This is a genomic window from Roseibium sp. AWQ4_254, from assembly GCF_056161025.1.
On the sequence record NZ_JBSWYH010000036.1, the window covers coordinates 21,957 to 47,865 of the forward strand.

The 25,909-nt window shown below is 58.4% G+C and carries 23 protein-coding genes and 1 pseudogene; 13 read left to right on the plus strand and 11 right to left on the minus strand.

Going from position 1 to position 25,909, the window contains the following annotated elements; genetic code table 11:
- The first annotated feature begins 47 nt into the window (after positions 1–47).
- From dusB to ACXAIC_RS21745, 10 genes are all read left to right on the plus strand, one after another.
- On the plus strand, positions 48–1,085 hold the full coding sequence (gene dusB, locus ACXAIC_RS21700; RefSeq protein ID WP_475185483.1) for a tRNA dihydrouridine synthase DusB: 1,038 nt from the start codon (positions 48–50) through the stop codon (positions 1,083–1,085).
- Positions 1,086–1,093: 8 nt separating this feature from the next.
- Complete coding sequence (locus ACXAIC_RS21705; RefSeq protein ID WP_475185533.1) at positions 1,094–2,233, plus strand: two-component system sensor histidine kinase NtrB; 1,140 nt, start codon at positions 1,094–1,096, stop codon at positions 2,231–2,233.
- A 2-nt stretch (positions 2,234–2,235) separates the two neighbouring features.
- Positions 2,236–3,675: a nitrogen regulation protein NR(I) gene (gene ntrC, locus ACXAIC_RS21710; protein ID WP_475185486.1), complete on the plus strand. Its 1,440-nt coding sequence runs from the start codon at positions 2,236–2,238 to the stop codon at positions 3,673–3,675.
- Between the two features lie 350 nt (positions 3,676–4,025).
- The gene (locus tag ACXAIC_RS21715; RefSeq protein WP_475185488.1) at positions 4,026–6,293 is read left to right on the plus strand and encodes a sensor histidine kinase NtrY-like; all 2,268 of its coding nucleotides are present in this window, start codon (positions 4,026–4,028) and stop codon (positions 6,291–6,293) included.
- The gene (gene ntrX, locus ACXAIC_RS21720) at positions 6,283–7,650 is read left to right on the plus strand and encodes a nitrogen assimilation response regulator NtrX (RefSeq protein WP_475185491.1); all 1,368 of its coding nucleotides are present in this window, start codon (positions 6,283–6,285) and stop codon (positions 7,648–7,650) included. The genes ACXAIC_RS21715 and ntrX overlap by 11 nt, the downstream gene beginning before the upstream one ends.
- A gap of 47 nt (positions 7,651–7,697) precedes the next feature.
- On the plus strand, positions 7,698–9,074 hold the full coding sequence (gene trkA, locus ACXAIC_RS21725; RefSeq protein ID WP_475185493.1) for a Trk system potassium transporter TrkA: 1,377 nt from the start codon (positions 7,698–7,700) through the stop codon (positions 9,072–9,074).
- A gap of 103 nt (positions 9,075–9,177) precedes the next feature.
- Positions 9,178–10,041, plus strand: a complete 864-nt coding sequence (locus tag ACXAIC_RS21730) for a D-amino-acid transaminase (RefSeq protein ID WP_475185495.1) — start codon at positions 9,178–9,180, stop codon at positions 10,039–10,041.
- Positions 10,042–10,231: 190 nt separating this feature from the next.
- On the plus strand, positions 10,232–10,486 hold the full coding sequence (gene hfq / locus ACXAIC_RS21735) for an RNA chaperone Hfq (RefSeq protein ID WP_006934516.1): 255 nt from the start codon (positions 10,232–10,234) through the stop codon (positions 10,484–10,486).
- 69 nt (positions 10,487–10,555) lie between these two features.
- The gene (gene hflX / locus ACXAIC_RS21740; RefSeq protein WP_475185500.1) at positions 10,556–11,929 is read left to right on the plus strand and encodes a GTPase HflX; all 1,374 of its coding nucleotides are present in this window, start codon (positions 10,556–10,558) and stop codon (positions 11,927–11,929) included.
- A gap of 256 nt (positions 11,930–12,185) precedes the next feature.
- Positions 12,186–13,343, plus strand: coding sequence for an iron-containing alcohol dehydrogenase (locus ACXAIC_RS21745; protein WP_475185502.1), 1,158 nt, complete (start codon positions 12,186–12,188; stop codon positions 13,341–13,343).
- A gap of 82 nt (positions 13,344–13,425) precedes the next feature.
- On the opposite strand, the gene mazG is transcribed toward ACXAIC_RS21745, so the two are convergent.
- The 10 genes from mazG to aptA all read right to left on the minus strand — a co-directional run bounded on the left by mazG (position 13,426) and on the right by aptA (position 22,901).
- Positions 13,426–14,250 (minus strand): nucleoside triphosphate pyrophosphohydrolase, encoded by an 825-nt coding sequence (gene mazG, locus ACXAIC_RS21750; RefSeq protein ID WP_475185505.1) that lies wholly within the window; start codon positions 14,248–14,250, stop codon positions 13,426–13,428.
- 166 nt (positions 14,251–14,416) lie between these two features.
- The gene (locus ACXAIC_RS21755) at positions 14,417–15,562 is read right to left on the minus strand and encodes an ABC transporter permease (protein ID WP_475185509.1); all 1,146 of its coding nucleotides are present in this window, start codon (positions 15,560–15,562) and stop codon (positions 14,417–14,419) included.
- On the minus strand, positions 15,559–16,482 hold the full coding sequence (locus tag ACXAIC_RS21760; RefSeq protein ID WP_475185512.1) for an ABC transporter permease: 924 nt from the start codon (positions 16,480–16,482) through the stop codon (positions 15,559–15,561). Before ACXAIC_RS21760 ends, ACXAIC_RS21755 begins: the two co-directional genes overlap by 4 nt.
- Entirely contained in the window at positions 16,479–16,958 is a 480-nt protein-coding gene (locus ACXAIC_RS21765; RefSeq protein WP_475185515.1) for a GNAT family N-acetyltransferase, read from the minus strand. The genes ACXAIC_RS21760 and ACXAIC_RS21765 overlap by 4 nt, the downstream gene beginning before the upstream one ends.
- Positions 16,948–17,739, minus strand: a complete 792-nt coding sequence (locus tag ACXAIC_RS21770) for an ABC transporter ATP-binding protein (RefSeq protein WP_475185536.1) — start codon at positions 17,737–17,739, stop codon at positions 16,948–16,950. Before ACXAIC_RS21770 ends, ACXAIC_RS21765 begins: the two co-directional genes overlap by 11 nt.
- A gap of 175 nt (positions 17,740–17,914) precedes the next feature.
- A complete protein-coding gene (gene hydA / locus ACXAIC_RS21775; RefSeq protein ID WP_475185517.1) occupies positions 17,915–19,372 on the minus strand; it encodes a dihydropyrimidinase in 1,458 nt (485 codons plus the stop codon).
- 186 nt (positions 19,373–19,558) lie between these two features.
- On the minus strand, positions 19,559–19,795 hold the full coding sequence (locus ACXAIC_RS21780) for a GIY-YIG nuclease family protein (RefSeq protein WP_475185539.1): 237 nt from the start codon (positions 19,793–19,795) through the stop codon (positions 19,559–19,561).
- 195 nt (positions 19,796–19,990) lie between these two features.
- Positions 19,991–21,247 (minus strand): Zn-dependent hydrolase, encoded by a 1,257-nt coding sequence (locus ACXAIC_RS21785; protein WP_475185520.1) that lies wholly within the window; start codon positions 21,245–21,247, stop codon positions 19,991–19,993.
- 12 nt (positions 21,248–21,259) lie between these two features.
- On the minus strand, positions 21,260–21,550 hold the full coding sequence (locus tag ACXAIC_RS21790) for a cupin domain-containing protein (RefSeq protein ID WP_475185522.1): 291 nt from the start codon (positions 21,548–21,550) through the stop codon (positions 21,260–21,262).
- Positions 21,551–21,572: 22 nt separating this feature from the next.
- A complete protein-coding gene (gene aptA / locus ACXAIC_RS21795) occupies positions 21,573–22,901 on the minus strand; it encodes an omega-aminotransferase AptA (protein ID WP_475185523.1) in 1,329 nt (442 codons plus the stop codon).
- A gap of 481 nt (positions 22,902–23,382) precedes the next feature.
- Here aptA and ACXAIC_RS21800 point away from each other — a divergent pair, with 481 nt between their 5' ends.
- The 3 genes from ACXAIC_RS21800 (at position 23,383) to ACXAIC_RS21810 (ending at position 25,152) form a co-directional block, all read left to right on the plus strand.
- The gene (locus ACXAIC_RS21800) at positions 23,383–24,066 is read left to right on the plus strand and encodes a TetR family transcriptional regulator C-terminal domain-containing protein (protein WP_475185525.1); all 684 of its coding nucleotides are present in this window, start codon (positions 23,383–23,385) and stop codon (positions 24,064–24,066) included.
- Positions 24,067–24,068: 2 nt separating this feature from the next.
- Positions 24,069–24,530, plus strand: coding sequence for an alternative ribosome rescue aminoacyl-tRNA hydrolase ArfB (arfB, locus tag ACXAIC_RS21805; RefSeq protein WP_475185528.1), 462 nt, complete (start codon positions 24,069–24,071; stop codon positions 24,528–24,530).
- Positions 24,531–24,762: 232 nt separating this feature from the next.
- Positions 24,763–25,152, plus strand: coding sequence for a nuclear transport factor 2 family protein (locus ACXAIC_RS21810; RefSeq protein WP_475185530.1), 390 nt, complete (start codon positions 24,763–24,765; stop codon positions 25,150–25,152).
- Between the two features lie 162 nt (positions 25,153–25,314).
- On the opposite strand, the pseudogene ACXAIC_RS21815 reads toward ACXAIC_RS21810, so the two are convergent.
- Positions 25,315–25,458 (minus strand): annotated as a pseudogene (locus ACXAIC_RS21815) (chromate resistance protein ChrB domain-containing protein); the annotation flags it as partial.
- Between the last annotated feature and the right edge of the window lie 451 nt (positions 25,459–25,909).

Here is a 25,909-nt window from a genome sequence, read left to right on the forward strand (position 1 = left end):
TTGCATAAATTGTCTACAATATAGGCAGAAAGAAATTTGCACAGGTAATGAGCAAAAGAGAGAGCCTGGTGTCCGCACCCGTGAAATCCCTCGCTATTGGATCGACCATTTTACCGAACTCGGCCGTTCTGGCGCCGATGTCCGGGGTCACAGATCTGCCCTTTCGGCGTCTGGCTGCGCGTTTCGGCGCGGGCATGGTTGTCAGCGAAATGGTGGCCAGCGAATCCTTCATAAAAGGGGATGCGGAAACCCAGATGCGGGCCGAGGCCCAGGACGGTGGGCTGCATGTTGTCCAGCTGGCCGGCCGGGAAGCGCGCTGGATGGGTGAGGCGGCCAAGGTTATTGCGGATCTGGGTGCCGACGTCATTGACATTAACATGGGGTGTCCTGCGAAAAAGGTCACATCGGGCTATTCCGGGTCCGCCTTGATGCGGGACCTTGATCATGCGCTGTCCTTGATTGAGGCAACGGTTGGAGCGGTCGATCTTCCGGTCACCGTGAAGATGCGGCTTGGCTGGGACGATACCTCGTTGAATGCCGCTGAGCTTGCCTGCCGCGCGGAGGCAGCCGGGGTGCAGCTGATCACCGTGCACGGGCGCACCAGGTGCCAATTCTACAAGGGCAAGGCCGATTGGAAGGCGATTGGCCGTGTCAAAGCGGCAACACGGCTACCCGTAATCGCGAACGGCGACTGCAAAAGCCCGGAAGATGCACATGCTATGCTTGAGGCGTCCGGTGCGGATGGGGTGATGATTGGACGGGGGGCCTATGGCCGTCCCTGGCTGCCCGGTCATGTGGGCCGGTATCTTCTAACGGGTTCCTTGCCTGCTGCCCCGAGCGGAGCGGATCTGGCGGAGCTTGTGGCGGAGCATTACCAGGCGATCTTGAGCCACTATGGCCAGTTTCAGGGCGTGCGCATCGCCCGCAAGCATCTGGGCTGGTATCTGGACGAGGCGCTTGCCCAGGGCAGCGCTCCCTTGCCCGGCCCTGTTCGCAAAACCCTGATGACGTCCAGCCAGCCGGAAGAGGTGCTCCGGTTGGCTCTGGACTGGTTCTCCAATTCAAACGAACGGACGGCTGCGTGAGCAAAAAAATGACCGAAGAGGGCCGTGTGGCCATGCTCGCCAGCGACGGCCCGACTATTCTCGACGCTCTGCCGCATCCGGTTCTTCTTGTTGCGCCGGACGGTGTGATTGAATCGGCCAATATGGCGGCTGAAATTTTCATGCGCTCCAGCGCGGCCGTGCTCCGGCGGCATCCGATCAGTGACTTTGTTCCCTTTGGCAGCCCCTTGCTGACCTTGCTTGAACAGGTGCGCGAACGGGCTGCGCCAGTCAACGAATACAAGGTGGATATCGGTTCGCCTCGCATCGGTGCGCCCAAGATCGTCGACATCAATGCAGCGCCGGTGGCCGACCGGCCGGGCGCCGTGGTGCTGATGTTCCAGGAACGAACCATGGCGGAAAAAATCGACCGGCAGCTGACTTCCCGCGGTGCGGCCCGGACGGTGACCGGGCTTGCCGCGATGCTGGCCCACGAGATCAAGAACCCCTTGTCCGGCATCCGGGGCGCCGCCCAGCTGCTGGAACAATCGGTTGCCGATGACGACCGCTCCCTGACGCGGCTGATCATGGACGAGACCGACCGGATCGTGAAACTGGTCGACCGGATGGAGGTCTTTTCCGACGAGCGGCCGATCGAGCGTGAGCCGGTTAATATTCATGTTGTGCTCGACCGGGTCAAAAGCCTGTCCGACAATGGGTTTGCGCGCGGCAAGCGTATCGTGGAGACCTACGACCCCTCCCTGCCAGCGGTCTATGCCAATAAGGATCAGCTGATTCAGGTGTTCCTCAATCTTGTGAAGAATGCCAGTGAAGCCATTGGCGATGACCCGGATGGTGAAATCCGCATTTCGACTGCTTTCAGGCCTGGCGTGCGGCTGTCCGTTCCTGGAACAGATCAGCGGGTCAGTCTGCCGCTCGAGTTCTGCGTGCAGGACAATGGCCCGGGCGTGCCGGATGATCTCCTGCCGCATTTGTTTGAACCTTTCATCACCACAAAAACCAACGGATCCGGGCTTGGGCTCGCGCTTGTTGCCAAAATCATTGGCGACCATGGCGGTGTCATAGAATGTGACAGTCAGCGTGAAAGAACTACGTTCCGTATCCTCATGCCTGCCTATACCGGCGGAGGCCTGGCATCCCCAGGTCAGACGAGCCAAGGAACCGAATAACAATGCCGACAGGTACGATCCTTGTTGCAGATGACGATGCTGCGATCCGCACAGTTCTCAATCAGGCTCTGTCCAGGGCCGGCTATACGGTCCGGCTGACCTCAAACGCATCGACGCTTTGGCGGTGGGTGTCATCAGGAGACGGGGATCTGGTGATCACGGATGTGGTCATGCCGGACGAGAATATCTTCGATGTGCTGCCGCGCATGAAGAAGATGCGTCCGGAATTGCCGGTTCTTGTCATGAGCGCGCAAAACACCTTCATGACCGCTATCAAGGCGTCGGAAAAGGGCGCCTATGAATACCTGCCAAAGCCGTTTGATCTCAAAGAGCTGACGAATATTGTCCAACGGGCGCTTGAAGAGCCAAAAAAGCGGCCGACGCTGGACATTGACGATGCCGGGGAAGGCATGCCCCTGGTCGGCAGATCTCCGGCGATGCAGGAAATCTACCGTATTCTGGCCCGGCTGATGCAGACCGATCTGACGGTGATGATCAACGGGGAGTCGGGAACCGGCAAGGAGCTGGTTGCCCGTGCGCTGCACGACTATGGCAAGCGCCGCAACGGCCCGTTCGTAGCGATCAATATGGCCGCGATCCCGCGCGACCTGATCGAGGCGGAGCTGTTCGGCCATGAGAAAGGCGCCTTTACCGGGGCACAGAACCGGAGTTCCGGCCGTTTTGAACAGGCCGATGGCGGCACGCTGTTTCTCGATGAAATCGGTGATATGCCCATGGAAGCCCAGACGCGGCTTTTGCGGGTACTGCAGCAGGGGGAATATACCACGGTTGGGGGGCGTACGCCGATCAAGACGGATGTGCGCATTGTTGCGGCCACCAACAAGGATCTGCGCCATCTGATTAATCAGGGACTGTTCCGGGAGGATCTGTATTTCCGGCTGAACGTCGTACCGATCCGGTTGCCACCCCTGCGTGAGCGGGTGGAGGATATTCCGGATCTGGTGCGCCATTTCTTTTCCATCGTGGAAAAGGAAGGTCTTCAGGCCAAGCAGATTGACCAGGGTGCGCTGAACATGCTGCGCCGCTACAGATGGCCGGGCAATGTGCGCGAGCTTGAGAATCTGGTGCGACGGTTGGCTGCGCTTTACCCGCAGGATGTCATCAGTGAAAGCCTGCTGGATCAGGAACTGAGCCAGCCAAGTGTCACTTCGGCCGAAGAAGATGTTTCAGAAACCATCAATCTCGGCGGCTCGGTGGAAAAATACCTGAACGGCTATTTTGATACGTTTGGAGAAGCTCTGCCTCCCCCGGGCCTTTATCACCGCATCTTGCGGGAGGTGGAATATCCGCTCATCAGTGCGGCGCTTGCCGCCACACGGGGCAACCAGATCAAAGCGGCCGAGCTTTTGGGAGTAAACCGGAACACCCTGCGCAAGAAAATCCGGGACCTGGATATTCAGGTCATGCGGTCGGCGCGCTAACAAAGGCGCGTTTGGTGTCTTGTCGTGTTTACTGTGATCAGCCGGAATGAGGTCGCATGAAGCTTGCCTCATTCCGCAGAAGGCTGTCTCCCTGGGATAGGTAGGTCTGACAAGGGAATTTGCCTCATTTCGGCCTGTTTCTGACCTGCGCCGGAGAAAGATTAGCAGCGAATGAATTTTAAAAAAATCTATTGAAATCAAATTCTTGACCAGGTGCTCTGGATCTTCCACTGAGAAATTTACTCCTGTGGCGGGCTCTGTCGCAATTTCGCAACATTGTGTGATAACTTTGCAGCATTCGATGATGCGCACCGGAATTTCTACCGGAGCCAGGGGGATTTAGAGGCTGCATGATTCTGGGAACGGTTCAGCAATCCGTCTTGCAATCGAGTGCCGCAGGCAAGGTGTGGCGCCGGGCGGGTCTTGGGGTCATGGTGTTCGCGCTTGTATCCATCACGGTCACGTTTGTGATATTGATGGGCTTGACCTCCATTGATCCGACCCGGAATGTGATCCTGACTGCCATGGCCATCAATGGCGTTCTGGCAGCGGTGCTGCTCGGGGTTATTTCCGTTGAAATCCTGAAGCTCTGGCAGGCGCGCCGGCGCGGGCGCGCCGCAGCTCGGCTTCATGTGCGGGTGGTGGCCCTGTTCAGCCTCGTGGCTGCTGTTCCAGCTGTGCTGATGGCGATCTTGGGCGCTGTTACCCTCGACAGGGGGCTGGACCGGTGGTTTGAGGATCGCACGCGCCAGATCATCGACAATGCCCTGACTGTTGCCCAGGCCTATCTGCAGGAACACGCCCGTGTTTTGCGTGGTGACCTGATCGCCATGAGCAACGATATCGACCGGGCCAAGGCAATCTATGAGTTTGAGCCGACCCGGTTCGACCAGTTTTTCTCCACCCAGGTGTCCCTGCGCGGCATTCTCGCCGCGATGATCCTGAATGAAAACGGGGAAGTGGTGACCCGGGTGGTCCTGGACCCGAATGCAAAGATCCCGTTGCCGCCCTCGGAAAGTTTCTTCCGCGCAAAATCCGGCGACCCGACCCTGATTGCGCCGGGCAAGTCCAATCTTGTGGGTGGGATCATGAAACTGTCGGCCTATGACAATTTCTATCTTTATGCGGTGCGGGCAATTGATCCAAGGGTGGTGGAGTATCTGCGTCTGGCGGAGACCGGCGCCTCCCAGTACCAGCAGATGGAAAATTCCCGCTTTGGGGTCCAGGTTGCCTTTGCGCTTGTCTATCTGGGGGTGGCGCTGGTGCTGCTCCTTTCGGCAATCTGGATCGGTTTCGGCTTTGCCAACCGGCTGGTGTCCCCGATCCGGGCGCTTATTTCGGCAGCAGATGAAGTCACCAAGGGGAATTTGGCCGTCAAGGTGGCAACCGAAAAGTCCGGCGGAGATCTGACCAATCTGGGACAGACTTTCAACAAGATGACCGGCCAGCTTCTGGGCCAGCGGGATGCGCTGCTGGCAGCCAACGAGCAGATCGATCGGCGCCGCCGTTTTAATGAAGCCGTCTTGTCCGGTGTGTCGACCGGCGTCATCGGCGTGGATGACGAGGCTTCGATCATGTTGATCAACCGGTCCGCTTTGGAACTGCTGCAGTTGGATGAAGTGCAGATCCTGAACAAGCCACTCAATGAAGTTGTGCCGGAACTTTCCGAGTGTGTCGGCAGCCTTCTCACCGGAGATGTGGACCGGTTGCCTGAGACCCAGATTGAAGTCACCAGGGGGGGGCGGTTGCGCACCATCAATGTGCGGATCACAAGCGAACAGTCGACCCGCCGCGAGCATGGTTACGTCATCACGCTGGATGACATCACCGATCTCGTCTCCGCCCAGCGCAACTCGGCCTGGGCCGATGTGGCCCGGCGCATAGCCCATGAAATCAAGAACCCGCTGACACCCATTCAGCTCAGCGCAGAGCGGATACGGCGGCGCTATGGCAAGCGGATCGAGGAAGACCGGGAGGTGTTCGATCAATGCATCGATACGATTGTCCGGCAGGTCGGTGATATCGGCCAGATGGTCGATGAATTCTCGTCCTTTGCCAGAATGCGCAAGCCCAAGAAACTGTCCGGGGACCTGCGCGAAGCAGTCCGGGATGCGGCGTTCATGCAATCGGTCGCCAATCCGGACATCTCCGTGACAGCCGATCTGCCCGACACACCGGTGACAGCGGTTTATGATCCGCGGCTTGTTGGCCAGGCCCTGACCAATGTGGTCAAGAACGCGACCGAAGCTGTCGGTGCCAGGGAGGGCGAGGACCTGCCCAAGGGGCTCGTGAACGTGCGTCTCTATACGGAGGGGCTGGGGCCAAAGGAAATGGTGGTTGTCGATGTAATCGACAATGGAATCGGGCTGCCGGAAGAAAACCGCAGCCGCTTATTGGAGCCCTATATGACGACGCGGGAAAAGGGGACGGGGCTCGGGCTCGCCATCGTCCGCAAAATTTTGGAAGACCATGGCGGCGGCGTCGAATTGCTCGATGCGCCCAAAACGTCGCCTGATTCAACAGGCACTCTGGTCCGTCTCACTCTGGCAGCGCATGCCGAGATCGACCTGGAGAGCGAAAACCAAGATCAAGAAACAGTGGCAGCTCATGGCACATGATATTCTCGTCGTAGACGACGAAACTGATATTCGGGAAATGATTGCCGGAATTCTCGATGATGACGGATATGGCACCCGCACGGCCCATGGATCGGACAGCGCCCTGGCTGCGGTCAAGGAACGAAAACCGTCCCTGGTCATTCTGGACATCTGGCTACAAGGCAGCCGGCTCGATGGTCTGGCCCTTTTGGATGTCCTGAAGGAAACAGATCCAGACCTGCCGGTCGTGATCATTTCCGGCCACGGCAATATCGAGACGGCCGTATCCGCGATCAAGCGCGGCGCTTATGACTATATCGAAAAGCCGTTCAAGGCCGACCGGCTGATCCATATCGTTGAACGCGCCCTGGAAGCCTCCAGCCTGAAGCGCGAAATCCGGGATCTCAAGCAGCGGAGCGGTGAAACCAGCGACATTGTCGGCGGATCGTCGGCTGCCCAGACCCTGCGCACGACAATCCAGAAGATCTCCGGCACCAACAGCCGTATCCTCATTGTTGGTCCGTCCGGGGCCGGGAAGGAGCGGGCGGCGCGCATGATCCATGATCAGTCACCGCGCCAGAAAAGTCCCTTTGTGGTGCTGAATGCGGCGACTATCACGCCCCCGCGCATGGAAGAGGAACTTTTCGGGATTGAGGATGAACAGGGAAAGCTGCGCAAGATCGGCGCTCTGGAAGAAGCCCATGGCGGCACGCTCTACCTTGATGAAGTTGCCGATATGCCTGCCGAGACACAGGGCAAGATCCTGCGGGTTCTGGTCGAGCAGAGCTTCACCCGTGTCGGGGGCAGCCAGAAGGTGCAGGTGGATATCCGGATCCTGTCTTCCACTTCAAAGAACCTGGAAGAGCATATAGCGTCCGGCCTGTTCCGGCAGGACCTCTATCACCGGCTCAGCGTGGTTCCGTTGCGCGTGCCGGGGCTTGCCGAACGGCGGGAGGATATCCCCGTTCTCGTGCACCATTTCATGGAACAGATTTCAGCTGCGTCCGGCATTCCGCTCCGCCCGATCGGGGATGACGCCATGGCCGTTCTCCAGACTCATGACTGGCCGGGCAATGTGCGTCAGCTGCGCAACAATGTGGAGCGGTTGATGATTTTGAGCCGAGGCGAACCGGACAGCACGATCACCGCCGATCTGTTGCCTGCCGAGATTGGTGAAACCTTGCCGAGCCTGCCCACCTCCGGCACCGGGGAGCATTTGATGTCTGTCCCGCTGAGGGAGGCCCGGGAGATCTTTGAACGGGAGTATCTGCAGGCGCAGATCAAAAGATTTGACGGTAATATCTCGCGGACTGCCGAATTTGTCGGTATGGAACGATCAGCACTGCACCGCAAATTGAAAACACTCGGCATGACCTGATGGGCAGTGGGCGCAGGTCAACTGTTTAGCGGGAAAGGGATCTCCCCATGAAAATCGTCATTTGCGGCGCCGGTCAGGTCGGATATGGAATTGCCGAACGCCTCGCTGCGGAACAGAACGATGTTTCGGTGATAGATTCCTCGCCGCAGTTGATCAACGCCATTGGCGATCAGCTGGACGTGCGCGGTTTTGTCGGTCACGGAGCCCATCCGGACATTCTGGCCCAGGCCGGGGCCGAAGAAGCGGACATGATCGTGGCCGTTACGCTCTACGACGAGGTGAACATGGTCGCCTGCCAGGTGGCCCATTCCCTCTTCAATGTGCCCACCAAGGTCGCCCGGATTCGTGCGCAGTCCTATCTTCAGGGGCGCTGGCGCAATCTGTTCTCCCGGGACAACATGCCGATCGATGTGATCATTTCCCCTGAAATCGAGGTGGGCGAGATGGTGCTGCGGCGGCTGGCCTTGCCCGGTGCCGTGGAAACCGTCCGCTTTGCCGACGATCAGGTGGTGGTTGTCGGGATCATGTGTGAAGAAGACTGCCCGGTCGTCGATACGCCGCTGCGCCAGTTGACCGAATTGTTCCCGGATCTGGGGGCTGTGGTTGTCGGTCTGTTCCGCAACAATCGCCTGTTTGTGCCCAAGAGCACCGATTCCATTCTGACCGGCGATCTGGCCTATGTGGTGGCCCGGCGCGATCAGGTTCGGCGGACCTTGAGCATTTTTGGCCATGAGGAGCCCGAAGCGGCCAAGGTGATCATCGCCGGGGGCGGCAATATCGGGCTTTATGTCGCTAAGGCGCTGGAACAACGCCAAAGCGGCACCAAGATCAAGCTGATTGAAGCCTCGCGCGAGCGGGCCATGTCCGTGGCCGACGATCTCAAGCGGTCCGTCATCCTTCATGGCAGTGCCTTGGACCAGATCATTCTGAATGAGGCCGATGCCGGGGACGCCGATACGATGATCGCGCTGACCAACGAGGACGAGGTGAATATCCTGTCTTCGGTCATGGCGAAAAAGCTGGGCTGCCGCCGCTCCCTGTCGCTGCTCAACAATCCAAGCTACCCGGCCTTTGCCAATGCGCTGGGAATTGACGCCTTCATCAACCCGCGCGCTGTGACGATTTCAAGAATCCTGCAGCATGTGCGCCGGGGACGAATCAGGGGCGTGCATTCTCTTCAAAACGGCGCGGCTGAAATTGTTGAGGCGGAAGCGCTGGACACTTCACCGCTGGTGGGTAAGCCCTTGCGGGAAATTGATCTGCCATCCGGTATCCGCGTGGGGGCGGTTTTCCGCAATGGCGATGTGCTGACCCCCAATGGCGACCTTCAAATTCAGGCCCAGGACCGTATTGTCATTTTTGCCGTGGCCAACCGGGTCCGGCAGGTTGAACAGATGTTCCGGGTCAGCCTTGACTTCTTTTAGGTCATTTTGTCCGATTTCTGATCTTGCAATCGCCTGAACGACCAGTCACAACTGGCGGTAAGGTCCGATTGACCAACACATTTTTGCCTATCCAGGAGGGATTATGAGCCGCATTGCCTATGTAAATGGCCAGTATGTGCGACACGCAGAGGCCGCGGTGCATGTTGAAGATCGCGGGTATCAGTTTGCCGACGGCGTTTATGAGGTGTGCGAGGTCTGGAACGGCAAGATCGTGGACATGCCCCGGCATCTTGACCGTCTGGACCGGTCGCTCTCCGAATTGCGGATTGACTGGCCCATGGTGCGCGGTGCTGTGGAGTTCGTTCTCAAGCAGGTGATCCGCCGCAACCGCGTCCATAATGGCCTGGTCTATATCCAGGTGACACGGGGTGTTGCGAAACGGGACCACTTCTTTCCCTCGGACGACGTGGCGCCGTCCATTGTCGTGACTGCGAAGTCCACCAGCCCGGTTGCGGCGGAAGCTGCTGCGGAAAAGGGGATTTCTGTGGTCAGCTATCCGGAAAACCGCTGGCCGCGCGTTGACATCAAGACCGTTGCTCTTTTGCCGAATGTGCTTGCAAAGCAGCACGCCAAGGAAAATGGCGGCAAGGAAGCCTGGTATGTGGATACGGACGGTCATGTGACCGAAGGCGGCTCCACAAATGCCTGGATCGTGACCAAGGACGGCGTTCTGGTGACCCGTCCGGCCGAAAGCGGAATTCTGCGCGGCATTACCCGCACGGTGGTGCTGGATCTTGTCGAGAGAGAGGGGCTGTCTTTTGAAGAACGCCCATTCACTCTTGAAGAAGCCTTTGATGCAAAAGAAGCTTTTGTAACCGCCGCGTCAACGCTGGTGATGCCGGTGACACGCATTGACGGAAAAATAATCGGAAACGGTCATCCGGGTTCGGTTTCAACCCGATTGCGTGATTCGTTCCATACTGCTACTGATTTGCAGACGGCATGATTCGGAAGGCTAAAAAGGCCTTGTGAATGAGACCCGAAGGAGTTGAGGCAGACGGCTCCCGCAGGTGGGCAACATGAAGAGCGGGCAGGGCGTCAAACCTTGGCGTTTGATTTTGAACAGCTTTTTGCAATAAGCTGCCGATACGCCGGATGCTCGGCCGCATCCGGGAAAAAACAGGATAAAAAGACTTATGGCTGAGCGCGCACAAAATCTCCAGGACACCTTTCTTAATCACGTTCGTAAACAAAAAACGCCTCTTACAATTTTCCTCATCAATGGTGTGAAATTGCAGGGTGTGGTGACCTGGTTCGATAACTTCTGTGTTTTGCTGCGACGGGACGGGCATTCGCAGCTTGTTTACAAACACGCGATTTCCACAATTATGCCAAACGGACCTGTTCAACTGTTCGATCAGGCTGAGGAAAACGCTGAAAAGGCTAGCTGATTGAAACCGAAGTCTCGCGCGGACGATTTTTCAAAATCTAACGGTGCCGAAGAACCGGGTCAAAAATCGATGAAAATGAAAGAGGCCGGGGTGGATCGTCTGCCCCAGCCCTTTCGTGCGATGATCATCGAGCCGGTGCTTCAACTGCGCGGCGAGGGTGCTCAAACAGACTTGAGAGGCAATCGCAGCCCGGAGGCGCGCCTTGACGAGGCCATCGGTCTGAGCGCGGCCATCAATCTCAACATGGTGCATTCCGGCGTGGTCCGTGTGAACAATCCGAAACCTGGAACTCTGTTCGGAGACGGCAAAGTGTCTGAACTTGCCGGAATTGTCGCAAGTGAAGATCTTGATCTTGTGGTGATTGACCATCCCCTGAGCCCTGTTCAGCAACGGAACCTGGAGCGGCGCCTGAAAACCAAGGTCATCGACCGCACAGGTCTCATCCTGGAAATTTTCGGCGACCGGGCCCGAACCAAGGAAGGCCGCCTGCAGGTCGATCTGGCCCATCTAACCTGGCAAAGGAGCCGTCTGGTGCGATCCTGGACTCACCTGGAACGGCAGCGCGGCGGTGCGGGCTTCATGGGCGGTCCGGGGGAAACCCAGATTGAGGCCGACCGGCGTCAGATTCAGGACCGCATTATTGCGCTTCAAAAACAGCTGGAAAGCGTGCGCCGCACCCGGGATCTTCACCGCAAGAAACGCAAGAAAATCCCCCAGCCGGTGGTGGCGCTTGTCGGTTATACCAACGCTGGCAAGTCAACGCTCTTCAATCGGCTGACGGAATCGGATGTCTTCGCCAAGGATCTGCTCTTCGCGACCCTTGATCCCACTTTGCGCAAGGTGACGCTGCCTCATGGCAAGGACATTATCCTGTCCGACACGGTGGGGTTCATCTCGGATCTGCCAACCCATTTGGTAGCTGCCTTCCGGGCCACGCTGGAAGAGGTGCTGGAGGCGGATCTGATCCTGCATGTGCGGGACATTTCCCATCCCGATACGGAAGCCCAGGCCGAGGATGTGAAAAAGACCCTGGATGACCTTGGTGTCGATGCCCAGACGGGGGCTCCGGTCATTGAAGTCTGGAACAAGATCGATTGTCTGGACGAGATCTACCGGGACAAGCTTCTGGATGAGGCCGGAGACGACGGCCCGATTGCTCTGTCTGCCTTGACCGGCGCCGGGCTGGACCATCTGGCCAGCCGGATCGATGCTTTTATCGCCCAGCATGACGACATTTTATGCGTGCAGGTGCCGGTGACCGATGGCGCTTTGCTGGCGAAGCTTTATCAGGTCTCTGAAGTGCTCACGCGCGACGACACGGAAGATTTCGTCACGGCGGAAGTCCGCGTGTCCGACAAGCAGCGCGGCCCGTTCCGGGAGCTGTTCGCGGCCTATATCCTGGAGGAAGCGGCGGACCCGGCCTCAGATGAGACGTTTCACTAGTCACCCTGTTCTGAAGTTCGTCTGATTTTCCAGTGTGGTTTTCGGAACTGAAATACGCCACGGCGCGCACTGCACCCAGCATGCGTATTTCAATTTTACCACTCTGGCGCGTTTTACAATCCAGGACGCCGCCTCGGTTTTGCGCGGTGCTCTGAAATCATCTGGCATCTGGTCTATAGCCTCAGATGGCTTTCTTCCGCAGGTGCTTGTGGCTTAAGGTTCGGGTGGAAGAAACGCCCGCCACAAGGACATCAAAATGAACCCCTTCATTTTCAACACACCAAAATCGGTTCAGTTCGGAACCGGGGCAATGTCGCGCATCGGCGGCCTGGTCAAAGGGCAGGTCGGTGGCCGTGTGCTGCTGGTGACTGACCCGGGCATGATGGAAACCGGCATTGTCGAGCGGGCTGTTGATCTTCTAAAGGCTTCTGATGTCGAGGTTGAGCTGTTTGCTGAGGTTCAGGCCGACCCACCCGAAGCGGTTGTGCTGCAAGCAGCCTCACAGGCGCGGGACAGCGGCGTTGACGGGGTGATCGGTCTGGGGGGCGGATCGTCGCTGGACGTGGCCAAGCTGGTGGCGCTGCTTGCCGCAGGCATGGAGCGTTTGCAGGATGTCTATGGGGTTGGCAAGGCGGCAGGGCCGCGTTTGCCGTTGATCCTTGTGCCGACAACCTCCGGCACCGGATCGGAAGTCACGCCGATTTCCATTGTCACAACCGGCACCAATGAGAAAATGGGCGTGGTTTCGCCAGTATTGTTGCCGGATGTTGCGCTGCTTGATCCGCAACTGACCTATGGCCTGCCACCGCATATCACGGCGGCGACGGGCATTGACGCCATGGTGCATGCGATTGAGGCCTATGCATCGGCAAGCCCGAACAACAATCCCGTGTCCCGGGTTCTGGCCACCGAGGCGCTGACGCTCATGGGGCGCTCTCTACTGACGGCGGTACGGGACGGGGCCAACGAGGCAGCCCGTTCCGACATGCTGCTCGGTTCCATGCTGGCCGGGCAGGCTTTTGCCAATTCACCGGTCGCGGCCGTTCACGCTCTCGCCTATCCCCTGGGTGGCCATTTTCACATTCCCCATGGGCTCTCCAATGCGCTGGTGCTGCCCCATGTCTTGCGGTTCAACGTGGTGACGTCGCCCCAGCCTTATGCGGAACTTGCGCCCTTCGTCTTTCCTGATCTGGCGCGGCTGGAAGGGCAGGAGCGGGCGGCTGCGTTCTGCGACAGGCTGGCGGCGCTTTCGGCAGACTGTGGTCTTCAGGCCAATCTGCGGGCGATGGATATTAGGGAATATGACCTGCCGCGGCTCGCATCCGACGCCATGAACCAGACCCGCCTTCTGGTCAACAATCCCCGGCCTGTGGCGGAAGCTGATGCTCTGGCGATCTACCGCGCGGCGTATTAACCGGAGAAATCATCCCCATCTTAGCTGAGAGAACCGGTCAGATGAGCCTCTATCGATTGAGACCGGTCCAAGGCAAGGGCGCTTAAGGCGCCTTTTTGGCCTTTTGCCACTCGTTTTCCATCTCTTCCAAAGACATTGCCTCCAGGCTGGTGCCGGTCTGTAAGGCGTGGTCTTCAATGGCCGCAAAGCGGCGGCGGAATTTCCGGTTTGTGCGGCGCAGGGCCTCTTCCGGATCAATATCCAGATGCCGGGCCAGATTGGCGAGTGCGAACAGGGTGTCGCCCAGTTCGTCTGTGATCCGGTCCCGGTCCGGCTCTGTGCTGGCCAATTCCGTATCAAGCTCAAAGGTTTCTTCGCGGATCTTCTCCAGAACAAGCCGGGCGTCGTTCCAGTCAAAGCCGACCCTTGATGCGCGGCGCTGCAGCTTTTCTGCTTCCTGAAGTGCGGGAAAGGCGGTGGGAACATCGTCGAGCAAGCCCGTGGCAGTTTCCATCATTCCCTGTTTTTCACGCTCGGCCCGTTTTTCCGCCCGTTCCTCGGCCTTAATGCGCTCCCAGATGCCTTTAACAAGGGCTGGTCTGTCCCCATTCTCATCGCCGAAGACATGGGGGTGGCGGCGGATCATCTTTCTGGTGATGCTTTCCACCACATCACCGAAGTCGAAGACCTTGTCCTCTTCGGCCATGCGCGCGTGGTAGACGACCTGCAGCAGAAGGTCGCCCAATTCGTCGCGCAGATCCACCATGTCCTTCTTTGCAATTGCGTCGGCGACCTCATAGGCCTCTTCCAGCGTATAGGGGGCGATGGACTCGAACGTTTGTTCCAGATCCCAGGGACAGCCGGTGACCGGCGTTCTGAGCGCTTCCATGATCTCTAGGAGGCGGGAAATGTCGCGGCTTGGGGTCATGGCAGTGGCCCTGATATGTCATGGCTGGATCTTTCCGCCGCCGGAATGCGGATCGCCGGAAAACGGATCAATGGAGACCCAAGCTTTACGACAGATTTGCCTTTCGGGAAACTGTCCTGTCCGGTGTGGCGTGATGCTTTGCGCCGGACAGGCTCAGAAAGTTCAGTTATCCACGGATGGACGGGTGCCAGAAGGTGACCGCTCGTTCGAGCACGGCGATGGCGCCGTAAAACAGCGATCCGGCCAGTGCCGCCATAGCAATTTCCGCCCAGACCATGTCCACATTCATCCGGCCGACTTCCGTTGAAATGCGAAAGCCCATGCCGACAATCGGTGTGCCGAAAAATTCCGCAACAATGGCCCCGATCAGCGCCAGGGTGGAATTGATCTTCAAGGCGTTGAAGATGAACGGCATGGCCATCGGCAGGCGCAGTTTGATCAGGGTCTGGACATAGCTCGCCGCATAGGTGCGCATCAGGTCCCGCTGCATGGCTTCTGAAGCCGCCAGCCCGGACACCGTGTTCACCAGCATGGGGAAGAAGGTCATGATGACCACAACAGCGGCCTTGGAGGGCCAGTCAAAGCCGAACCACATGACCATGATCGGGGCAACGCCAATAATGGGCAGGGCCGACACCAGATTGCCGATGGGCAAAAGCCCCCGGCGCAGGAAGGGCACACGGTCCACCAGAATGGCCACCAGAAAGGCCGAGCCGCAGCCGATCACATAGCCTGCCAGAACGGCCTTCAGGAAGGTCTGCTGGAAATCCGCCCACAAGGTCGGCAGGGACGTGGTCAGGCGCAGCCAGATTTCCGAGGGCGCAGGCAGCAGTACCTTGGGAACCCCGGCTCCGGTCACCACAAGCTGCCAGATGACCAAGAGGGAGATCCCGAAAAGAGCGGGTATGGCGAGGTTCACGAGGCGCTGCGCGGCGGCTGAACGCGTTTTCCAGACCGCCAGCCGCTCAACAAACAGCCAGGCGGCGGCCCAGGTGGCGGCGGTCAGCGCCCAGAACCCAAGGGCAGCACCGCCCGGGTGATTGGAGACGGTTGCAATCAGCAGCCAAGCCGCAATGGCTGTTACGAGGCCAAGGGCCAGATCACCAACCGGATTGCGCAGGAACCCGAGCTCATAGCGCACACCGGCAATGGCCAGAAGGCCCAAACAGATGGAGAGCCTTGGTACGTCCATCACGCCGAGATCGGGTTCGAAGATCCGGCTGAACAGGCCCACAAGGACCATCAGCACGATGAACCAGGCCAGAAGGGCAGGAATGCCGAAACGCTTTGCAGAGGCGGATTGAGCTGTCATTGGGCCATTCCCATGCGTTTCAGGACGATTTTTTGCAGAACCCCGATGAGCGCAACCAGAGTGCCGGCCAGAAAGGCGGCGACGATCAGGGCTGACCAGATCTGAATGGTCTGGCCATAATACGAGCCAGCCAGCAGTCTGGCGCCGAGACCTGCAACGGCTCCGGTCGGCAGTTCCCCGACGATGGCGCCAACAAGAGAGGCGGCCATACCGATCTTCATGGAGGTGAACAGGAAGGGCACAGCATAGGGCAGGCGCAGTTTCCAGAAGGCCTGGACCCGCGTCGCCGAATAGGTGTGCATCAGATCCATATGGATGACTTCCGGCGAGCGCAGACCCTTTACCATACCCACGGTAACCGGAAAGAAGGACAGGTAGGTGGAAATCATGGCCTTGGGCAGCAGGCCGGAAATGCCAATTGCATTCAGAACCACGATGATCATCGGGGCAATCGCCAGGATCGGAATGGTCTGGGAGGAGATTACCCAGGGCATCAGAGACTTGTCGAGCACCTTGGAATGCACGATGCCGACGGCCAGAAGGATGCCAAGGGTCGTTCCGATCAGAAAGCCGAGCAGGGTGGAGGAGAGGGTGATGCTGCTGTGATAAACCAGTGACCGTTTCGATGTGATTTTCTTTTCGGCCGTTGTTTTCCAGATTTCGGCAACAACCTGGTGCGGGGCCGGCAGAACGGGCCGTTCCTGGGCCCAGGTATCGGCAATCAGTTGGGTGACCGGCACATCCGTCTGGCCGGCCCGTTCATAGAGCTCTTGTTGGAAAGGCGTGTTGAGCGCCGCTGCCGCGATGTACCAGATGGCAAAGATGGCGAGCACGACAACGGTAACCGGGCCGAGTGTCCCGGACATGAGCCCGGCAAAGGGGTTGGTCGATTTGGGAGAGGATAGAGCTGCGTCCGTCATGCCACTTCGTCCTTGGCTTGCCAGGCAAACAGAATGTCCGGCAAGTTCTCCTCGTTCTCGCCTTCTGTCCGGCGGATCTCTTTGAACTTCTCTCTTTCGTAAAACGTCCGGGCACCAGAGTTGGCGACAAAGGTCCACAGGTTCAGGCCACCAGGAGAGCGGTCTTTGATGTGGTTCAGGATCATTTTGCCCAGGCCCTTCCGTCGTGCGTGCCGGTCAAGGTAAAAGCCTGTGATAAAGCCATCGGAGCTCTTGGCCGCATATCCCTGAACGGAGGCCTGCGGCCCCTCTACGACCGTGACCGTCCGGTTCGTAAAGACAAAGTCCCGGTGATGACGGATGACGTGGTCATGGGAATGCAGGCGAGGCATCCACGGGGTTTCATCAATCCAGTCATTGAGGATCTGTCCGCAGGCTGTCATGTCTTTGTAGGAGGCTGCACGGATTTTAGCGGCTGCAGTGGATTCAGTCCTCATAGGAATGCCCCGCTCTGAGCCCGTCCCGGACCCGGTGGGCGATTTTCAGGAATTCCGGCGTTTCGCGGATGTCCAGGGTCCGGTCGCGCGGCAGGTCGCTTTCAATCACATCGTAAATCCGGCCCGGCCGCGGGCACAGAACCACGATCTTGGTGGACAGGAATACGGCCTCCGGAATGGAGTGAGTGACAAAGACCACCGTCTTGTTTGTCTTGGCCCAAAGTTGCAGGAGCTGTTCATTGAGGTGATCGCGGACGATTTCATCCAGGGCGCCAAAGGGCTCGTCCATCAAGAGCAGATCAGGTTCGACAGCCAGCGCGCGGGCGATTGAGGCCCGCTGCTGCATGCCGCCGGACAGCTGCCATGGGAATTTCTTTTCAAACCCAGCCAGGTTAACCAGCTCCATATTGCGGGCGATGCGCTGCTGCTGTTCCTGGCCGGACAGACCCATGATCTCAAGGGGGAGGGCAATGTTCTTTGCGATGGTCCGCCATGGATAAAGGGCTGCTGCCTGAAACACATAGCCATAGGCGCGGTTGAGCCGGGCCTCCTGAGGCGACACGCCGTTGACGGCAATGGACCCGCCGGTCGGCTGTTCCAGATCCGCGATCACGCGGAGCAATGTGGTCTTGCCGCAGCCGGACGGGCCGATGAAGGAGACAAAATCGCCTTCCTCGATCTTGAGGTCAATCTCGGACAGGGCATGGACAGGGCCATCATTTGTCTGGAAGGTTAGCGACAGGTTTTCAATGTCGATGACATGTTTTTCCTGATCCTTCATGGCGTCTTCAATTCCGTCTTCGATTTCAGCGGCTGTCAGCATGTCATATTCCGTTGGTTGTCTTGTCACCCGGCGCTGCAAGCTGATGGCAGCTGCAGCCGGTGAGGTTGCCGGGTGAACGCGGACCGGTTTGGGCGTTGGCCAACCGCTCCGCCGTCTTCAGACGTTTTTCAGCTCAGACGCCGCTGGCCGGAATGCCGGTGCGTTCCACCTTGCGCGGCGCGGTCAGCTCTTTCCAGGTGCTGAGAGCCGTGTTGACCGCCTGGAAGGGCTTGCGGGCGACAAATTCTCCATGGCCCTGTTTCGGGTTGACCGTGCCGTCTTCCACCGCGACCCGGCCACGGGTAAGCGTGAAGCGCGGCAGGCCCTTGACCGCCTTGCCTTCAAAAACGTTGTAGTCGATGGCCGATTGCTGGCTGGAGGCGGAAATGGTCTTTTCCAAAGCCGGGTCCCAGACCACCAGATCCGCGTCTGCTCCAACCAGAATTGCACCCTTTTTCGGATAGATATTGAGGATTTTTGCAATATTGGTTGAAGTAACTGCGACAAATTCGTTCGGGGTCAGACGGCCAGTATTCACTCCGTAGGTCCACAGCATGGGCAGGCGATCTTCCAGGCCGCCGGTGCCATTCGGGATCTTGGTGAAGTCACCGACGCCGGTGCGTTTCTGCTCTGTTGAGAAGGCGCAATGGTCGGTGGCGACCACCTGCAAGGAGCCCGCTGCCAGACCGGCCCAGAGCGAGTCCTGGTGTTTTTTGTCCCGGAAGGGGGGAGACATGACCCGGCGGGCCGCATGGTCCCAGTCGGCATGTTTGTATTCGCTGTCATCCAGGGTCAGGTGCTGGATCAGCGGCTCGCCATAGGCCCTGATGCCGTTCTGGCGGGCCCGGCGGATGGCCTCGTGGGCCTGTTCTGAAGAGGTATGCACGATATAGACCGGTACACCGGCCATATCGGCGATCATGATGGCCCGGTTGGTTGCCTCTCCCTCCACTTCCGGCGGGCGGGAGTAGGCATGCGCTTCCGGGCCATTATTGCCCTCGGCCAGCAGTTTCTGCTGCAGGGAGGCGACCACATCGCCGTTTTCCGCATGGACCAGGGGCAGGGCGCCCAACTCGGCGCAGCGCTGGAACGAGGCATACATCTCGTCGTCATTCACCATCAAAGCGCCTTTATAGGCCATGAAATGCTTGAACGTGTTGATGCCCTTTTTCTGAACGACTTCCTGCATGTCGTTGAAGACCTGCTCCCCCCACCAGGTGATCGCCATATGGAAGGAATAGTCGCAATGCGCCATGGTGGACTTGTTGTCCCACATTTGCAGGGCTTCCAGCAGGGACTGGCCGGGCGAGGGCAGGGCGAAGTCAACCACCATCGTGGTGCCGCCGGCCAAGGCTGCGCGCGTCCCACTGTCAAAATTGTCCGAGGAAAAGGTGCCCATGAAGGGCATTTCCAGATGGGTATGGGGGTCAATGCCGCCCGGCATAATATAACACCCGGTCGCATCAAGCGTTTCGTCGCCGGACAGGTTCGGCCCGATCTCAACGATCTTGCCACCCTCGATCTTCACATCCGCTTCATAGGAAAGATCAGCGGTAACGACCGTGCCGCCCTTGATCACTTTGCTTGCCATTTGTGTTCCCCTTTGTCTGGTGTCCGCGTTTTCGCGGATTTGTCTTGAACCGGTCTCCTCAAGTCCCGAATGCGCTTCGGAACCTTGAAGGGGTCTTGGTACACTTGTCTTTGCTGCACGGTTGCCTCATCCGAAAGGCACAGCGCCGTCCCGGACCTGATCCGGGACCATCAGTCTCAAGATCCTCTAAAAGGGGATCTGGTCACTCACGTCTTTCCGGTCTGGATTGGCTTCTTCAATCAATTGATCCTTCCAGGCCCGTCTCCACCTTTTCAATCTCCGCTCCTGATGAACCGCGTCAATTGCCTCCTCAAAGACCTCGAAATACACAAGTGTTTTGATGTTGTATTTCAGTGTGTGGCTGCCACGTATTCCCGCTTTGTGTTGTTCAATCCGGCTTCTCAAGTTGCGCGCTGAGCATATATATAGATCGGCCCTCTTGGCCTGTTTGCCAGAATGTAGACGAAATAGGTCACCGAGGCTGCGGCTCTATTTTGGTCCCGGCTCAGGGCCGGGACGGCGGAGAGAGCAGGGGCAGACAGGTTTCATGTCGACTCTTGGGTCCCTTAGTTATTTGAAGCCCTGTCCCGGACTTGATTTGGGTCTCCAGACCGATTGTTACTCCACGATTACCGCCGTTTCGACCACCGCATGGAACAGAACATCGGCGCCCGCCTTTGCCCAGTCCTTTGAGATTTCCTCCGCCTCGTTGTGGGACAGGCCATCGACGCAGGGGCACATGATCATGGCAGTGGGCGCAACCTTGTTGATCCAGCAGGCGTCATGGCCCGCACCGGAGATGATGTTGCGGTGGCTGTAGCCGAGCCGTTCGGCCGCGCTGCGGACTGCTTCGACGCAGGTCTTGTCAAACTCGACCGGATCGAAACCGCCGACTTTTTCAAAGGCAACGTCGAGCCCCATCTCATCGCAGATCTTTTTGCCGCCGATCTTCAGCCGGTCTTCCATATCCTTGATCACGGCCAGATCCGGGGAGCGGAAGTCGACCGTGAAGACCGTCTTGCCCGGGATCACATTGCGGGAATTGGGATAGACATCAATGTGGCCGGCGGCACCCACCGCATGGGGGGCGTGGGACCAGGCGATCTCGTCGACCAGCTCCAGAATGCGGGCCATGGCAAGACCTGCATTCTTGCGCATGGGCATCGGGGTTGAGCCCGTGTGGCTGTCTTTGCCGGTGACTGTCACTTGGGTCCAGGACAGCCCCTGGCCATGGGTGACGACGCCGATATCCTTGCCTTCCGCTTCCAGGATCGGTCCCTGTTCGATGTGAAGCTCGAACATGGCGTGCATCTTGTCCTTACGGGCGCCCACCTCTTCCTCGCCGACCCAGCCGACCCGTTTCAACTCGTCACCGAAGGCCTTGCCTTCCGCATCTTCCCGGTCATAGGCCCATTCCTGGGTGTGAACACCGGTAAACACCCCGGAGGCCAGCATGGCCGGGGCAAAGCGTGTGCCTTCTTCGTTGGTCCAGTTGGTGACCACGATGGGATGTTTGGTCTTCACCCCAAGATCATTGAGGCTGCGGATCAGTTCCAGCCCGCCGAGAACCCCCAGAACACCGTCATATTTGCCGCCGGTCGGCTGGGTATCGAGATGGGAGCCGACATAAACGGGCAGGGCGTCCGGATCGGTGCCGGGCCGGGTCATGAACATGTTGCCCATGGTGTCGACTGCCATGGTCATTCCAGCGTCTTCGCACCATTTCTGGAACAGTTTGCGGCCTTCGGAATCTTCGTCTGTCAGGGTCTGACGGTTGTTGCCCCCGGCAACGCCCGGGCCGATCTTGGCCATTTCCATCAGGCTTTCCCAAAGCCTGTCCGCATTGATCCTGAAATTTTCGCCCGGAGCAGCCATTGTTCGTGTCTCCTATTTCAATTCCGTTTCGACAAAGGACATGGGCGCGTCCCCGCCATTGATCACATTGTGTTCCACGCCTTCATCGCGCCGGTAGACAGTGCCGGGCGGCATGGTGACTTCCCGTGTGCCGCCGCCGGGCTCTTCCAGCAGCATCACACACTCCGTAAGGGTTGTGATGACGTAATCCATGGAATGCCGGTGCCAGCTGGTTTCCGCCCCCGGTTCGAAATCGAACCGGGTGACACGCACCTTGGTATCGTCAATCAACTGGGTCGCAATTGCCTGGGGCCGGTCGGTCATCTTAACACCCTGCCTTTCCGGGTCAGTCGATTGTTGTCAGTACGTGCCGCAAGGTGGCGAAGAGCTCGTCGATCTGCGCCTTGGAGATGATCAGAGGTGGGGAGAGGGCGATGATGTCGCCGGTGGTGCGGATCAGCAAGCCCTCCTCATAGGCTTTCAGGAACGCGGAGAAGGCCCGCTTGGTCGGCTCGCCCGCGATCGGAGACAGCTCTATGGCGCCGATCAGGCCAAGATTGCGGATGTCGATGACATTCGGGCAGTCCTTGAGCGCATGGAGGCCGTCTTCCCAGTACTGCGCCAGATCGGCTGCGCGGGTCAGAAGGCCTTCCTCCTCATAGGTGTCCAGGGTGGCCAGCGCCGCAGCGCAGGCCAGCGGGTGGGCGGAATAGGTATAGCCGTGGAAAAGCTCGATCATGTGGTCAGGGCCGGTCATGAAAGCTTCGTAGATGTCGGAGCTGCAGAAGACTGCGCCCATGGGCACCACCCCTGACGTCAGGCCCTTGGCCGTGGTGACCAGATCCGGGGTGACCCCGAAAAAGTCCGTGGCAAAGGGCGAGCCCAGGCGGCCGAAGCCGGTGATGACCTCGTCAAAGATCAGGAGAATGCCATGCTGGGTGCAGATCTCGCGCAGGCGTTCCAGATACCCTTTGGGCGGGATCAGAACGCCAGTCGACCCGGCCACCGGCTCCACAATCACCGCCGCGATGGTGGAAGGATCATGCAGCTGGATGATACGGATCAGCTCTTCGGCATAGTCAGCCCCGTTTTCCGGCATACCCCGGGAGAACGCATTGCGCTCCGGGTCGTGGGTGTGGCGCATGTGATCGACGCCGGTGAGCATGGTGCCGAAGGTTTTGCGGTTGGCCACGATGCCGCCAACCGAAATGCCGCCGAAGCCGACGCCATGATAGCCGCGTTCGCGGCCGATCAGACGGGTGCGGGTGCCCTGACCGATGGAGCGCTGATAGGCGAGGGCAATTTTCAAAGCCGTGTCGACGCTTTCAGAACCGGAATTGGTGAAGAAGACATGATCAAGCGGCGAGGGCATCATGGCCGCAAGGCGGGCTGCCAGTTCAAACGCCTTGGGATGGCCTATCTGGAAGGCTGGGGCATAGTCCAGCTCGGCGATCTGCCTTTGCACCGCTTCCACCACTTTCGGGCGGGAATGGCCGGCGTTGCAGCACCAAAGGCCCGCTGTGCCATCCAGCACCTGGCGGCCGTCTGCGGTGGTGTAATGCATGTCCTTGGCGGAGACGAACATGCGCGGGTTCTGTTTGAATTGCCGGTTGGCTGTAAACGGCATCCAGAAGGCTTCAAGATTGTTGGTTGCAGCCTGGCTCGGTGCTGACATGCGTCCTCCTTCGCGGCCCTGATTGTGAACAGGGGCGGGTGCTATTCGATTCAGGGAAGGACATACGGGCCACCGGCCGGCCCGGCGGGTCGGCGGAAACGGCGGTTCGGGTCCTCTCCCCATGCTGTTCCCGGATCCTGGCCTGCGCTTCTGCGCCCGTCAGGGTCCGTTCGATCTCTGGTGGGCCGTTCGGCCCGGCACGGCTTTGCCGGTTCGTTATGATGATCAGAAGCGCTGCCTGCTTCAAGACTTCCCCGTTGCGGGGTGCCCATTGATCGACTAGCCTTCTGACCGATTGGTCAATTTAACCTAGGGGGGATTTGACCAAACGGTCAAGATGCAAATTCCTTTGGCGTGACCAATTTATGGTCAATTGCGGGCAGGAGGCGCAGCGGCCGGACAGACCGCCGCCGGATGGGGCGGGAACAGACAGGGCAGGACCTTTTCGGGGCGGCCGTTTTGGCCGGGAATGGACTATTCGATGGCAGATTTAGACGGCCGGTTCGCAGAGACCGCAAGAAGCGGTTTGAGCCGTATTCAGGAGCGCAACAGATCCCTCATTCTGGAGGCGGCTCTGGGTGAATTTTCAAAAAAGGGATTTTCCGGAGCCACTGTGGAGCGGATTGCCGCAGACGCGGGCATGTCGAAATCGAATCTTCTCTATTATTTTGCCTCCAAGGAGGCGATCTACAAAGCCACTCTGGCGCATATTCTTGAAGTCTGGCTGGCGCCGCTCAAAACCCTCAATCCAGCCGGTGAACCGGCCCTGGAACTTGCTGCCTATATCCGGCAGAAGATTGATATGTCGGCAAAGTTTCCCGAGGCCTCTCGCCTGTTCGCCAATGAGGTGATTCAGGGCGCGCCGCAGATCCTGCCCATTCTGGAAGGGGATCTGAAGCGGCTGGTCAGCGAAAAATGCCAGGTCATTGAGGACTGGATCGCGGCGGGAAAAATGCGCCGGATCGATCCGGCGCATCTGATTTTCATGATCTGGGCCACAACCCAGCACTATGCCGATTTTTCCATTCAGGTGAAGGCGCTGACCGGACGGGACCTGAGCGACCCCGCCTTTCTTCGTGAAACAGAGACAGAGATCACCCGGCTGATTCTGACCGGCCTTGGCCTGGCGCCGGCCGAACGCGGTCCTGAAAGCCTTGCAGACTGACCATGGCTGAGGACCAGGCTGACCTTACGGAAACAAGGCGTATTGCCGTTACGGCTCGGTTGTTTATTTCCAGAGATGATTTGAGCGAAGACTTTATTCGTGCGTCTGGCCCGGGCGGTCAGAATGTCAACAAAGTGTCGACGGCGGTGCAGCTGCGCTTCAATCTGGCAGCCAACCGCAGCCTGCCGGAAGACGTCAAGTCCCGTGCCGCCCGTCTTGCCGGCAGCCGGCTGACGTTGAACGGGGAGATCGTGTTGCAGGCCGATCGGTTCCGCACACGGGAACGCAACCGGGAGGATGCGCTGGAGCGCTTGCTGGATCTCCTGCGCAGAGCCACGGAAAAGCCCAAACCCCGCAAAGCGACCAAACCGACGCTTGGTTCCAAGAGACGGCGTCTGGATGCAAAAAAACAGCGAAGTCAGATCAAGAAACTGCGCGGCCGGAAAGTGCGCGGGGATGACTGAAATCTGACAGGCTGTTTAGAGGCGCGACATCCCGGGCCCGATTGAAATGCGACAGTCAGCCGTGGCCGCTTGCCGCAGCAGTCAGCGCCCGATCCGCCCGGCCGGGCCGAGTTGCAAGGGAGGTGAGGGGGCGGGTGATAGTGCACTCAATGCAAGGTGGCACCAGTAGACGTTGATCTATCGATGGCTCCAGCTAAGATCGCGACATTGATTCATCGCTTTGAGAATGAAAATGTCACACGAAAACTTGGATGAAGAATTGTTCCAGTCCTTGGAGCAACAACTCCATCGACCCGAATTCAGAACTTCCCGCCAGACAGTCAGTGCCTTGCTTGCCGAGGACTTCATTGAGTTTGGCAGTTCTGGACGCGTCTACGACAAGTCGATTACGGTAGAGGCTTTGGCTGAGGAAGCAGTTGCAGACACTTCACCAGTTCCAGAAGTTTATGATTTTACGGTGAAACCTATCTCTTCTGACGCTGTCCTCGTCACTTATCGAAGCCACCGTCAGCCCACAGCAACGTCAGAGGGGAGGCAGACGCTCAGAAGCTCGATTTGGAAGAAGATCGACGGACGGTGGCAAATGCTCTTCCATCAGGGGACTGTTATACCTTCAGAATAGCAGAGATGGGGTTTTAGTTATGTTGCGGTGTCCATGAAATTGAGCGGTCGTTTGTTGCTTGGTGCGTAGACTGGCAAGATGCGGACATAGCGAAAATTCGCTGCGATTGCGCCAAAGGCCGGTCTGTGCCAGCGATACTCATATCCGAGTCAGAAAGCCAATCGAAGAATTGAAGCGCTCGGCGATATTGTTGACTTGCGCAGCGGAGACAAGCAGGAATTGCGCGTAGGGTCGATAAACCGGCGTATCAGCCACGGGCAGGTAATATGGTCGATTTTTGGGTCTATGCCGGGTCACCCACAGCGTGGGCGTCTAATTCTCACGCCCTACAATTTTCAAGCGTTCACCGCTCTCTATTTTCAGTTCTTCTTTGATTTTGATCATTATTGCATAGAGATGCGCCGCTTGAGTGTTAGCTTCATATGAAGAGTTTGAAGACGTTATTGAGTTTTGAGCGGATGCGGAGGTTGAAAGCACACATAACAGTAAGGTCAGAAAACGTCTCATCAATGCTGCCTAAATAGGTAAGAGCGATACACATTCCGCGAATTGGCAGGATAACTTTGCAGCTTGAATGTGTCGCATAGTGGGCTCATCACCATTCAATTCGAACTATTCAGCAGCTTCAATTCCCTTCCGCGCTTTCGGCCGTTTTGCAAAATAATCTGGACCTGTCACGGTTTGATTCCGCCCCGAGTTCTCATTTAAGCGGCCCTGGCTTCGAATGCCAATGGGCTTTTCCATGCCAAAGCCGAGT